The following is a 12,609-nucleotide window of genomic DNA, read 5'->3' as shown; positions in this document are numbered from 1 at the left end:
GATTGCCTCTAATGCGCGATGCCGGAGCCGGCCGCTTCGTCGATCAGCCGCCCGCTGGCGAAGCGATCGAGGTCGAAGGGGCGGCTGATGTCGTTGTGCTTGCCGGTCGCCAGCAGGTTCGCAAGCAGCGTTGCGCCGGCGGGAATGGCCTTGAAGCCGCCCGTGCCCCAGCCGCAATTGAGAAACAGGCCGGGCAGCGGCGATTCGCCGATGATCGGCGAGGAGTCCGGCACGACATCGACGATCCCGGCCCATTGCCGCATCAGCTTGAGCTGGCCGAAGATCGGAAACATTTCCAAAAGGCCGGCAATCACCCCCTCCAGCGTCGGCAGATTGCCGCGCTGCGCATAGGAAGGGATGCGGTCAAGGCCGCCGCCGATGACGATCTCGCCCTTGTCCGACTGGCTGACATAGACGCCGCAGCCGGGCGACAGCACCACCGTGTCGAGGATCGGCTTGACCGGCTCGGACACGCAGGCTTGCAGCGCATAGGAATTGATCGGCAGCCGGAAGCCGGCCTTTGCCGCCAGCACCGAAGAATGCCCGGCTACCGCCATGCCGATGCGCTCGGCACGGATCGCGCCACGCGAAGTCTGGACGCCGCGACAGCGGCCGCCTTCGATGATGAAATCAGTGATCTCGCAGTTCTGGATGATATCGACGCCGAGCCGGCTCGCCGCCCGCGCGTAGCCCCAGGCGACGGCGTCATGGCGCGCCGTGCCGGCCCTGCCTTGCCAGATGCCGCCGAACACCGGGAAGCGCGCGTCCGGCGAAAAATTGTAGATCGGCGCCACCCGGCGCACATCCTCGGGAGAAAACAATTCGGCATCGATGCCGTTGATCTGCATAGCGTTGACGGTGCGCGCCCCGATCTCCATCTCCACGGTCGAGTGGCACAGATTGACCATGCCGCGCTGCGACAGCATGACATTGTAGTTCAGGTCCTTGCCCAGCCCTTCGTAAAGGCGGTGCGCCAGCCCGTAGATCTCAACGCTTTCCGGGTAATAGTAGTTGGAGCGCACCACGGTGGTGTTGCGGCCGGTGTTGCCGCCGCCGATCCAGCCCTTTTCCAGCACAGCGACCCTGGTGATGTTGTGGTTCTTTGCCAGGTAATAGGCCGTCGCCAGCCCATGGCCGCCGCCGCCGATGACGATCGCGTCGTAGGCTGGCTTCGGCTCGGGCGAGCGCCAGGCCGGCTTCCAGCCGGTCTGGCCGGCCAGGCCCTCCTTGAACAGCGACAATGCGGAATAGCGTCTGGTCATGGCGTGCCGGACAGATCTGATTTTCTGAAGGGAACGTGGATCATTGCATGGTCTTTTGCACGGATGCCGCCGGTTCGATCGGTCATGCCCGCATCGCCTTGCCCAGTGGATCGTATGGCGACGAAGCGATGACGCGCGCACCTCTTTCGACGCCGACGATGTGGGTTGTCAACTGCGTATCGATCTCGGCCGCCTCGCGCTCGACCAGCGCCATGGCGAGGCTCTTGCCGACCGTATGGCCATAGCCGCCGGAGGTGACGAAGCCGGCAAGCCTGCCTCTGTTCCAGACCGGCTCGTAGCCACTGGCATCGGCATCCGCCGCGTCGATTTCGAGCGTCACCAGCGTGCGCCTCGATGAAGCCTTCTGCTCTTTCAGGGCCGCCTCCCGCCCGATGAAATCGCCCTTGTCGAAGGCGATCCAGCGGTCCATCCCGGTCTCATCAGGCGTATAGTCCTGCGTGAACTCGCGCGACCAGATGCCAAAGCTCTTTTCGAGGCGCAGCGAATTGACCGCGCCGAAGCCGTATTCGGTGACGCCCAGATCGCTGCCTGCGGCAAGCAGCGCACGGCGCAGGCCCGCGTGCTCATTGGCCTGGCAATGGATCTCGTAGCCGAGCTCGCCGATGACCGACAGCCGACCGACCTTGGCCCGCACCAGGCCGACATCCAATGTCTTGCAGGCGAGGAAGCCGAAAGCCTCGTGCGAGACATCCTGGTGTGTCAGCCGCTCGAGCAGCATTCGCGCATTGGGTCCGGCGAGCGAGAAACCAACAATGGCGTCCGAAATGTCGCGGACGGTGACGCCTTCGCTCATATGCTGCTCGAACCAGCGCATATGCCACTGGCGCAGATAGTAGGATCCCATGATCCACCAGGAGCCATCTCCCCAGTTGAAGACGGTGAGGTCGCCCTTGAGTTTGCCGTTTTCGCCCAGCATCGGCGCGAGCTTGGCGCGTCCCGGCTTGGGCAGCGCACAGGCAAGCAGCCGGTCCAGCCAAGCCTCGGCCCGCGGACCGGTGATCTCGTAGCGCGAGAAAGCTGATATATCGAGCAGGCCGACACCTTCGCGCACTTTGCGGCATTCCTGTGCGACAATGTCGAAGGCGTTGGAGCGCTTCAGCGTCGGTGTCTCGACGAAACCTTGCGGCGCGAAATAGAGCGGCACTTCCATGCCCCATGAATTGCCCCAGCGCGCGCCGGCGGCATCCATCGCGTCATGCGCGCCGGCTGTCTTCAAGGGCCGTCCCGCCGGCAGCTGCTCGTTGGGATAGCTCATGACGAAGCGGCGCGAATAGAACTGCCCGGTGGTCTGCCTGATGTATTCGCGGTTGGAGGCGAAGTCGCCATAGCGGGCGATGTCCATGCCGTAGACGTCGGCTTCCGGCTCGCCATGGATCATCCATTCGGCCAGCGACTTGCCGACGCCGCCGCCTTGCAGGAAACCGGCCATGACGCCGCACGCCACCCAGTAATTGGGCACGCCGCGCACCGGGCCGACCAGCGGATTGCCGTCCGGTGAGAAGGTGAAGGCGCCGTTTACCCAGCGCTTGATGCCGGCTGTCTCCAGGCAGGGGTAACGGCTGAAGCCGAGCGCCAGCTCGTCGGCGATGCGGTCGGTATCTTCCTGGATCAGTTCGATGCCGTAGTCCCAGGGCGCCCCGTCCATGTTCCAGTGCTTGTGGTTGACCTCATAGATACCAAGCAGAAGGCCTTTCTGCTCCTGGCGCATGTAGGTGAAGCCTTCGAGATCGACGATCAGCGGCAATTCCATGTCCAGCGCCTGGATTTCGGGCAATGCCTCGGTGACGAGATAATGGTGTTCCATCGGCGATACCGGCAGGTCGATGCCGGCCATCCTGCCGACCTGCTTGGCCCACAGTCCGCCGGCATTGACGACGTGCTCGGCAATCACCATGCCCTTCTCGGTGACCACGTCCCAGCCGCCATCGGCGCGGCGGTTCAGTTCCAGCACCCGGTTGTGCTCGATGATGTCGGCGCCGCGCAGCCTGGCTGCCTTGGCATAGGCGTGCACGACGCCTGAGGGATCGATATGGCCCTCGCGCGCGGCATAGAGGCCTCCCAGCATGCCGTCGGTGTTGAGGATCGGGCAGCGCTGCTTGATCTCATCGACACCGACCAGGTGGACATCGTCGATGCCCATGGTCTGGAAGATGCGGTAGGAGGCCTTGAGCCATTTCCAGCGCTCGGGCGCCGAGGCGACCGAGATGCCGCCGGTCATGTGCATGCCGATGCTCTGGCCCGATTCCTTCTCGACCTCGGAGAGCAGGTCGATCGTATAGGCCTGCAGGGCGGCGATGTTGGGATCGGCGTTCAGCGCATGGAACCCGCCGGCCGCATGCCAGCTCGATCCCGCTGTCAGTACCTCGCGTTCGATAAGCGCGACGTCGCTCCAGCCGAACTTCGCCAGGTGATAGAGCACCGAGGCTCCAACCACGCCGCCGCCGATGACGATCGCCCTGTATTGGGATTTCATCCTGTCGCACTCCACCCAGTCAGTGTGGCGTACCCTATCGGTATTGTACATATGTGTCTAGAGCTTGGCGGAGGACGGAATGAACGGTCCATGACGCCGCTTTGCGCCGATGCGGCAGAGGGGCGTCTCCGCTGCTGTCGGCAGCAAACGTGCTTGCTATTTGGGCCGATGCGCCCGCGAAGTCGCCAGCTGCGGGGGCCGAGCGGGCCGTACTATCGGTTGCGCGAAAGCGTTTTCTCGACATAGCGCGAGAAGTCTTCGACATCCTCCTCCGGAGGCTCCTGGCCGGTGAAGCTGCGCAGATAACCGGCGACGTGAGGCAGGCGGCTGCTCATCGGCTCGTTGAGCTCAAGCGAGTAATAGCCGATCTGCATGAAATACAGCACACGGGCTCGCACGAACGCGTCTTCTTCCTCATAGCCGTGGCGCATGAACATGTCGCGGATGGCGTTGACGCGCTCCTCGTCGGCCTCGTCGAGCGCGCGCCTGATGGCGGGCGAGCGGCGGGCCCAGGCCCTGATCGCGAAATCCAGCTGCGGATCGAACAGTTTTTCGTCCACCCAGCATTCGAAAATGCTCATCACCCCGCGGATCACGGTCGCGGAAGGCCGCCTGGCCCGTTCGACGATGAACCTGGTGTTGGTCTGCCGCCAGTAATCCAGCAATTGATCGAGCAGATCCTGTCGGCTCTTGAAATACCAGTAGAAGCTGGAACGCGACACATCGAGCTTCTGTCCAAGCGTCAGCACGCGGACGCGTTCGACACCGTCAGAGATCAACGTTTCAAGCGCAAGCTTCAGCCAGTCTTCGCGAGTGGCCTTGATATTCCCGGTGGCGCCGGCGCGCTGAATCGTCGTTTCGAGAGCTGCCATCGACACGACGCATGACACGCTGCCTCAGGCAAATCAAGGCTATGGACATTTGTGTACAGACCAAATCGGCCCCAAGCCGAATGATGCATCGTGGCTGTTGGCTGCATCGAGGCTCGATGGGGCATTGTCGTCGCCCGCCATCCGCGCGGCGCAAGCGGGGATTTTTGTCGCGGCTGCTGGTTCACTGTTTGCTTTCCCGCGAGGCAATTGTCTGGCAAATACCAGTTCAGACAGATGCCCGCGCGGCCAACAAGCAGGAACATACGATATGACGCTGTTTCGAAAGAACCTCATCGATGGCGAGTGGGTCGGCAACGCCGGTTCGCGCAACATCAACCCCTCGGATACCGGTGACATCGTCGGCGATTATGCCTCGGCGGGTGTCGAACAGGCCAAGCAGGCGATCGCCGCGGCCAAGGCAGCGTTCCCGGCTTGGTCCCGCTCCGGTCCGCTGGCGCGTCACGCGGTGTTGAAAAAGGCCTCCGACGAGATTCTGGCGCGCAAGGACGAGATTGGCCGCAACCTGGCGCGTGAGGAAGGCAAGACGCTGGCAGAAGGCATCGGCGAGACCATTCGCGCCGCCCAGATATTCGATTTCTTTGCCGGCGAAACGTTGCGTTTGACCGGAGAGGTCATGCCGAGCGTGCGGCCGGGCGTCGGCGTGGAGATGACGCGCGAGGCGGTCGGCGTGGTTGGCATCATCACGCCGTGGAATTTTCCGATCGCCATTCCGGCCTGGAAGATCGCTCCGGCGCTGACACACGGCAACACCGTCGTCTTCAAGCCGGCTGAACTGGTTCCCGAGAGCGCCTGGACCATCGTCGACATCCTGCATCGCGCCGGCCTGCCAAAGGGCGTGCTCAATCTCGTCATGGGCAAGGGCTCGGTCGTCGGTCAGGCGATGCTCGACAGTCCCGACGTCAACGCCATCAGCTTCACCGGCTCGGTCGGTACCGGCAAGCGCGTTGCCGCGGCAAGCATCGAACACATGCGCAAGTTCCAGCTTGAAATGGGCGGCAAGAACCCACTGGTCGTGCTCGACGATGCCGATCTTGCGATCGCCGTCGATTGCGCGCTCAATGGCGCCTTCTTCTCGACTGGCCAGCGCTGCACCGCGTCGTCCAGGCTGATCGTGACTGAGGCCATCCATGACCGTTTCGTCGATGCCCTCAAGGATCGCATGAGCAAACTGGTCATCGGCGATGCGCTCGACGCGCAGACCCAGATCGGTCCTGTCGTCGACGCGACGCAGCTGAAGCAGGACGAGGACTATATCGCCATCGGCGTCAGGGAAGGTGCCACGCTCGCCTTCGGCGGCGAGCGGCTCGACCGCAAGACGCCAGGCTTCTATCTGCAGCCGGCATTGCTGACCGAGGCCACCAATGCCATGCGCAGTTCGCGCGAGGAGATTTTCGGACCTGTCGCCAGCGTCATTCGCGTCAAGGACTATGACGAGGCGCTTTCCGTCGCCAACGACACACCCTTCGGCTTGACCTCCGGCATCTGCACCTCGAGCCTCAAGCATGCCACGCACTTCAAGCGCAATTCGGAGGCCGGAATGGTGATGGTCAACCTGCCGACGGCGGGTGTCGATTTCCATGTTCCCTTCGGCGGCCGCAAGGGTTCGAGCTATGGGCCGCGCGAGCAGGGCCACTATGCGGCGGAGTTCTACACCACGGTGAAGACGGCCTATACGTTCGCAGGCTGATCGGCCGTCGACCGATCAGCCTGACTGATCGGTCACTGCCGATCATGCCGGCAACACCGCCATGCACATCTGGATTGGACGGCGCGAAAGGATGACAGTGCAAGATCTGATCTGGCTTAACCCGCCGCCGCACCATTCTATCGACGGCGACAGCGTTCGTGTGCGCACCGGTAAGGAGACCGATTTCTGGCGCGAGACCTTCTACGGTTTCTGGCGCGACAACGGCCACTTCCTGCACCGGCCGGTCGAAGGCGATTTCAGCGCCGAAGTCACGGTCAAAGGCGACTACGAAGTCCTCTATGATCAGGCCGGGCTGATGGTCCGGCTCAGCGAAACGCACTGGATCAAGGCCGGTATCGAGTACACCGACGGCCTTGCCTATTTCTCCGTTGTCGTCACCAACGACACGTCAGACTGGTCGCTGGTCGCCATTCATGCCGATCCGAACGGCGTCAGGATCCGGTTCACCCGTCACGCCGAGGCGATCCGCGTCCAGTACCTCGATGCTTCCGACGGCCACTGGAAGCCTGTGCGGCTTGCCTATTTCCCGACCTCGAAGACGGTCGATATCGGCATGATGTGCTGTTCGCCGCAACGCGAGGGCTTTGAGGTAACGTTCTCCGATTTCTCCCTCGGTCCGCCGATATCGCGGGAATTGCACGATTGAGATGTGCGGTCTTGCGCTGAACCGCAAGCACTTCGACCTTTGCCGCGATCAAGTCTGTAGACCGCCGCGTGCCTCTGTCCGTGCCGGGAGTTGGTCGCGGCACTGCAGCCGGCGAGATCGTCAGCCAGTTGCGACGCCGCCAGACGGCTCGAAATTTTTAGCCCGGGTTCGGCTCAAGGCGAATATGCCAGGCAGTACGTTGCAACGCTATTGGCATCCGCGCTAGGAGTTGCCGATGGGCAGGTTTCGAAGGGCTGTCAAAAGAGTCGTCTATTCCAGGGCGCTAAGGTTTCTTGACGTTCCGCCCGTGCTGTGGTCGCAGGGCATCGGGCATTTCTGCGATTTCGCCGGGCCGCGCTGGTATCGCAACGCGCCAACTGCATCGACGCAGAGCGAGGCATTTTTCCGCCAACATTACAGCGGCGCGCATGGCATCGTCTGGCTGCGCCTGAGCACCTTGTCCAGGGATGCGCAAACCTGCGACCTCGACACGTTCGTCAGGATCGTGCTGCCGACGATCACGGCACCGTTCACGCTGCTGACGACCGACGGAGATGCTTCGGTGCCGTCGGATCTGGCGAAGGACACCGTCGACCAACTTCTCGCCAACCCTTTCCTGGTCTCTTGGTACAGCCAGAATTGTGACGGCACTCACCCCAGAGTGAAGCCTTTCCCGATCGGGCTCGATCTTCACACGCCTCGGTCCCTTGCCACGCCGGCAGGGCTTGTGAAGCAACTGGAAATCATACGCGCCCGGCAGGATCATGTGGACCGCCGCCCGCCCAGGCTGTTCTCTGATTTCAGCATCAGCAATGGCTCGAGGCAGCGCCGGGAACTGCTTGATGCCCTGGGCGGATGTCCGCATGTCGATTTCCTGACGAAACGGGTCTCCCAGCGCTCGATCTGGCAACTATACTCGCAATACCCGCTCGTGCTGTCCACCGAAGGCAATGGCCTGGACTGCCATAGGACATGGGAGCTGTTTTATCTCGGCTGCATCGTCGTCACCAGGACCTCGCCGCTCGACCCGCTCTACCAGGGCCTGCCTGTCATTATCGTCGACGACTGGCATGAGGTGAGGGACCCCGATGCGCCGAGACGCTGGATAGAGCAGGTCGCGCATCTGACCGACCGGGGCCATGTTTGGGGACGCTTGCATCCGCAAACCTATCTCGGCCCCATTCGGCAAGAGCTTCAGCACGCATCCTGATAGGGCAGACCACGAAATTCCGGCTGGACGTGGTGCGAAGCGGGGCTCCTGCAAGCGATGTGGAACGATGTGGCTCCTCCATATCTGGTGGAGGGACGGATCATGTGCCAGCCTCGTCCAGCCCCAGCCCGCCGCGGACAGCATTGCGGATGGCTTCTGGGCCGAACCTTGCCCAAACCGCTTGATGCGCGCGGATGCGCTGCCGTGCCCTGCGGTCGGCATCCAGGCAGAGTCCGACAGCCATTCCGGCAAGCCCTTCATCGGTATCCGACAGCAGCAGCTCCTCCCCGTCGACCAGATCCAGGCCCTCGGCCGCCAGAGGCGTGGCGATCACCGGCACGCCCCACGCCATCGCCTCCAAAATCTTGATGCGGGTGCCGCCGCCTGCCGCAAGCGGGATGATGGTGAGATGCGCTCTCGAAAGAAGCGGCGCCATGTCTTCGGGGTCTTCGACAAGCTCCACGCCCCGCAATCCTGCCAGCGCTTGCACGGCCGTTGTCGGGTTGCGCCCAGCGAGAATCAATGTCGCGGTCGGCAAGGCCAGTCGGATGCGCGTAAGTATGGAGCCGGCTAATCTCTGGACGGCGTCGACGTTTGGCGGATAGCCGAGATGGCCGACGAACAGGATCACCGGAAAGCTTTCGCCGGATCCGGGCTCGGCGGGCAGCGTTTCGGGGCTGTGCCCGGCGTGCGGAATTCCGTTTGGAACGACATCGATCGGCAACTTATGCCGGGAAAGCGCCATCAACCGCTCTCGATCCTGGCTCGAGCAGACCCAGACCCGGTCGACAAGGGCAATCGCTTTTCTCTCGAGACGCCTGATGCCCGCGCTGATCGTCGCCACCGCAGGCCGCTTCACATCGACGTGCCGCAACTGCCCCGCCAAGTCGGACTCGACGTTGTGCATGTCGAGGATGAGATGTTTCGTCAATGCCCGCAAAGGCCGCAGCAGCTTGAACAGGCCGATGCCCTCGATCAGCACCGTATCGGGGCGGAAGTCCCGAACCAGTGCCTCCAGCCGCGTCAAGGCGACGCGCGAGATGCGACGCTCCGTCCTTATGCGCCACCACCCGATCGAAGCGGAGCGGGCCTCTCCCTTGATCGACAAGGCTTCGGTGCGGATCGACGGATCGGTTGTTTCCGTCGCCTGCGGCAGCACAGACACCAGGCAGACCGGGCCGAATTGCGCAGCAGACTCAGCATTGCGGTAGTTCCGCAAATCCGCGCCGGAGATCGGCGGAAAGGCCGGATCGTGGGACACAACCAGCACACGTCGCCCGGCTTTCGCCGCGGAGGCAGCGTCGAGCGGTTGTGCGTCCGCGGGTTTCAAAGCGGACGCTCTGGGCTTTGCGCCGGAGGCTTCATTCCAGACGACATGCGCGACGGCCCCAAAACCACAACAATCGGCTTCGACTTGTTCAGCCGAACGCCGCTTTCGTCAAGCGCCGCATCGTCGCTGAATGTCAGATGCACCAGCTGCGCGCCCTGCCGAATGTCACCATCGCCTGGACCACGCCAACCAGCGGCCCGCCAGATGCTTCCATGATGAGGTGAGCCTTGTCCGCCGATAGGCGTCACCGGCCATCTTGATGCCTTGCGCCTGCGTCGGGAATGGATGGATGACGTCGGCCAGCGCCCGCAATCTCATGCCCGATTTGATCGCCAGCGACACCGCATTGATCATCTCGCCGGCATGGCTGGCGACGACCGTGGCGCCCAGGATGCGGTCGGACCCCTCCCTGACGTGGATTTTGACAAAACCCTCCTCCTCGCCGTCCATCACCGCACGGGCGACATCGTGCATCAGCACCGTATAGGTCTTGACCGGAATGCCGCTCTGGCGCGCCTCCGCCGGATAGAGGCCGACATGGGCGATCTCCGGATCGGTATAGGTGCACCACGGAATGACCAGTTCGCTCAGTTTCCTGCGTCCGAGAAACAGGGCATTGCGCACGACCATGCGGGCTGTCGCCTCGGCGGTATGGGTGAATTTGTAGGCGAGGCAGACGTCGCCCGCCGCATAGATGCGTGGATTGGCGGTTCGGAGATAATCGTCCACCTTGATGCCGTCGGCATCATATGCCACCCCGGCGTTCTCCAGGTCGAGACCGTCGACATTGGGCGATCGGTCGATGCCGGTGATGATCTCGTCGACGGAAATCGTTGTCGTGATGTCGTCGCACACCAGGTCGGCGAGCTTCTTGCCGCCTTCCGTTCGTACCGCCACCACCTCGGTGTTGAGGCGAACCTCGACACCTTCGCGCGCCAGCGCGTACGAAAGAATTTGGGCGGCATCGCGTTCCTCACCGGGCAGGAACATCGGTTCGCGCTGCGCCTGGATGACCTTCGCGCCCAGCAGGCAGAAGGCCTGCGCCGCTTCGCAACCGAGTGGTCCGCCGCCGATGACCAGAAGCCGCTTCGGGCACTCCGTGAGATCGAACATGGTCTCGTTGCTGAGATAGCCGGCGTCGGCAAGCCCCGAGATCGTCGGCAGCCTCGGGCGCGCGCCTGTCGCGATCAGCGCCTTTCTGAAACGCAAGGTTTGTCCGGCGACCGTGACAGCGTCCCTTCCGGAAAACCGCGCTTCACCGAAATAAAGGTCGATGCCTTCGGCAATCAGGCTATCGGCGGCATCGGCGCGGCTGATCCGCTGCCGGATCTGCCGCATCCGCGTCATGGCGCGCTGAAAGTTGACGTGAAGACGGTCCGGCATGTCGCCGCCGAAATTCTCGGCGTCGCGCATGTCGGCATAAAGCCTTGCGGTGCGGATGATCGACTTCGACGGGATGCAGCCGACATTGACGCAAGTTCCGCCGATCAGGTTGCGCTCGATGAGCGCGACCTTTGCGCCGAGGCCGGCCGCTTCGTAGGCGGCGGTCAGTCCAGCCGGTCCGGCACCGATGACGACGAGGTTGTAGGGACCGTCCGGCTGCGGGTTCTTCCGGTGCGGCGGATGGGCGCCCTTGATCAGCTCAATGTCGTTGTGATCGACAGGAAAGGCGGCAGCCCTGGTCCGGTCACGCGACATCGCCGCCACCCGACGCCGGGCTTGCCGGCTGAGACAGCCAGCCGCCATTGAATCCGGCCTTGCGCAAGCCGTTGCGGATGTGTTGATTTGACCGCATCAGTCTCCAGATCAACCCTGACCGATGGTTCTCGATCATCATCACCACGATGCCTTGATCCAGCCCATAGTGGCCTTCCGACACCCAGCCGTGCCTCCCGAATTTACGTCGGTTCGCCAATGTCGGATTGAAACCGCTCGGCAGTCGGAAATTGTCGATCACCTCGGGGTAGCGATCACCGAGATGGCGCAACGCCGCCAGGCAGATCTCCGGGGCGAAAGGCAGTGATGCCGGATAGGACCAAGGCGCGATCGTCCCGTCATCGGGCCCGAACGGCGCGCCGCGCGCGGCATAGCCGGAAAACCGCCGGCGCTGTCGCTCCACGCTGGTGCGAAAACCGCCTGGCCCGTCGCCCGCCGAAAGACCCCAAAGGTTCTCGTCGTAGCCGCCATAGCCGTAAGGGTTGTGGCGTGCATAGTCGCGATGCAGATAGGTCGAGCGGCGGCTGTTTTCGAAATAGTCCGAGTTCTTCTCGCGCATGAAGGCGTCGCGGATGCCGGCGAAATCGATCCAGGCATGCGAGAACTGGTGCATGAACAGCGGACCGCCATACAGCACGTCGTAGCCGTAAATGTTCTCCCACTGATAGGTCGCCGTCCAGCCCTCGTAGCTGTTGTCCGAGGTCGGGCTGTCGGGCGAGGCCATCGACAGGACGTAGAGGATCGTGGCTTCGTTGTAGCCCTCCCAGCCATAGTGGAGAAAGCCGCTCCTCGGCTTCCAGCCTTGTCGCAAGGTCGGGCTTGAGCCTTGTGCCCACCGCCAGTCGACGCGCCGGTAGAGCGCCTCGGCCAGTTGGCGGATTTCGGCTTCCTCGTCATCATCACCGGAGAAATAGGCGCCCGCCACCAGCATGCCCGATATCAGCAATGCCGTATCCACCATCGACAGTTCGCAGCGCCAGACGCGCAGGCCGGTCCGCATGTCGAGGAAATGGTAGTAGAAACCCTTGTGGCCGGTGACCTCCTCGCCATTGCCTTGCGAGCCGGCCGAGAAGAAACGCAACGCGGCCAGCGTCAGCTTCGCGGCGGCATCGCGCGCCATCCAGCCGCGCTCGACGCCGACCGGATAGCTGGACAGCGCGAAGCCGACGACAGCGATGCTGGCCGGCGAATTCGGCCGCGAGGTGTCGGCGACCAATCCGTTTTCGGGGTTCACGTTCTCGAGGAAATAGTCGAAGGCGGCGCGCTGATAGCGGTCCAGAAGCTCGTCGTCGGACAGCGCGCAAGGCTCGGCCCTAAGCAAAAGAAGCAAGCTCCCGCCGGATGGCTGCA

General features: G+C 63.1%; 9 protein-coding genes. 3 read left to right on the top strand and 6 right to left on the bottom strand.

The annotated features are described in order from the left end of the window. Nucleotides 1-8 precede the first annotated feature (8 nt). The 3 genes from NKH95_RS20310 to NKH95_RS20300 form a co-directional block, all read right to left on the bottom strand. Nucleotides 9-1,262: a sarcosine oxidase subunit beta gene (locus NKH95_RS20310; RefSeq protein ID WP_352892699.1), complete on the bottom strand. Its 1,254-nt coding sequence runs from the start codon at nt 1,260-1,262 to the stop codon at nt 9-11. Nucleotides 1,263-1,344: 82 nt separating this feature from the next. Next, complete coding sequence (locus NKH95_RS20305; RefSeq protein WP_352751715.1) at nt 1,345-3,756, bottom strand: GcvT family protein; 2,412 nt, start codon at nt 3,754-3,756, stop codon at nt 1,345-1,347. Between the two features lie 212 nt (nt 3,757-3,968). Beyond that, nucleotides 3,969-4,628 (bottom strand): TetR/AcrR family transcriptional regulator, encoded by a 660-nt coding sequence (locus NKH95_RS20300; protein ID WP_352751717.1) that lies wholly within the window; start codon nt 4,626-4,628, stop codon nt 3,969-3,971. A 268-nt stretch (nt 4,629-4,896) separates the two neighbouring features. On the opposite strand from NKH95_RS20300, the gene NKH95_RS20295 reads away from it, so the two are divergent. The 3 genes from NKH95_RS20295 (at nt 4,897) to NKH95_RS20285 (ending at nt 8,213) form a co-directional block, all read left to right on the top strand. Next, the gene (locus NKH95_RS20295; RefSeq protein ID WP_352751718.1) at nt 4,897-6,336 is read left to right on the top strand and encodes an aldehyde dehydrogenase family protein; all 1,440 of its coding nucleotides are present in this window, start codon (nt 4,897-4,899) and stop codon (nt 6,334-6,336) included. Nucleotides 6,337-6,427: 91 nt separating this feature from the next. Beyond that, nucleotides 6,428-7,003: a DUF1349 domain-containing protein gene (locus NKH95_RS20290; protein WP_352719537.1), complete on the top strand. Its 576-nt coding sequence runs from the start codon at nt 6,428-6,430 to the stop codon at nt 7,001-7,003. A 235-nt stretch (nt 7,004-7,238) separates the two neighbouring features. Beyond that, nucleotides 7,239-8,213 (top strand): hypothetical protein, encoded by a 975-nt coding sequence (locus tag NKH95_RS20285; RefSeq protein WP_352439775.1) that lies wholly within the window; start codon nt 7,239-7,241, stop codon nt 8,211-8,213. A gap of 100 nt (nt 8,214-8,313) precedes the next feature. On the opposite strand, the gene NKH95_RS20280 is transcribed toward NKH95_RS20285, so the two are convergent. From NKH95_RS20280 to NKH95_RS20270, 3 genes are all read right to left on the bottom strand, one after another. Next, complete coding sequence (locus NKH95_RS20280) at nt 8,314-9,378, bottom strand: glycosyltransferase family 4 protein (RefSeq protein ID WP_352892694.1); 1,065 nt, start codon at nt 9,376-9,378, stop codon at nt 8,314-8,316. Nucleotides 9,379-9,708: 330 nt separating this feature from the next. After that, a complete protein-coding gene (locus tag NKH95_RS20275; protein ID WP_352892692.1) occupies nt 9,709-11,241 on the bottom strand; it encodes a mercuric reductase in 1,533 nt (510 codons plus the stop codon). Beyond that, nucleotides 11,231-12,580: a glucoamylase family protein gene (locus tag NKH95_RS20270; protein WP_023811557.1), complete on the bottom strand. Its 1,350-nt coding sequence runs from the start codon at nt 12,578-12,580 to the stop codon at nt 11,231-11,233. Before NKH95_RS20270 ends, NKH95_RS20275 begins: the two co-directional genes overlap by 11 nt. Nucleotides 12,581-12,609 lie beyond the last annotated feature (29 nt).

The organism is Mesorhizobium sp. M0848, assembly GCF_040319805.1.
In the GTDB taxonomy this organism is placed as follows: domain Bacteria; phylum Pseudomonadota; class Alphaproteobacteria; order Rhizobiales; family Rhizobiaceae; genus Mesorhizobium.
This window is presented reverse-complemented; position numbering and strand designations above follow the sequence as displayed.

Excerpts from the sequence above, each read along its gene's own strand:
- NKH95_RS20285 (WP_352439775.1), top strand. The coding sequence starts at position 7,239 with ATGGGCAGGTTTCGAAGGGCTGTCAAAAGAGTCGTCTATTCCAGGGCG.
- NKH95_RS20305 (WP_352751715.1), bottom strand. The coding sequence starts at position 3,756 with ATGAAATCCCAATACAGGGCGATCGTCATCGGCGGCGGCGTGGTTGGA.
- NKH95_RS20290 (WP_352719537.1), top strand. The coding sequence starts at position 6,428 with ATGACAGTGCAAGATCTGATCTGGCTTAACCCGCCGCCGCACCATTCT.
- NKH95_RS20295 (WP_352751718.1), top strand. The coding sequence starts at position 4,897 with ATGACGCTGTTTCGAAAGAACCTCATCGATGGCGAGTGGGTCGGCAAC.
- NKH95_RS20310 (WP_352892699.1), bottom strand. The coding sequence starts at position 1,262 with ATGACCAGACGCTATTCCGCATTGTCGCTGTTCAAGGAGGGCCTGGCC.
- NKH95_RS20275 (WP_352892692.1), bottom strand. The coding sequence starts at position 11,241 with ATGTCGCGTGACCGGACCAGGGCTGCCGCCTTTCCTGTCGATCACAAC.
- NKH95_RS20300 (WP_352751717.1), bottom strand. The coding sequence starts at position 4,628 with ATGGCAGCTCTCGAAACGACGATTCAGCGCGCCGGCGCCACCGGGAAT.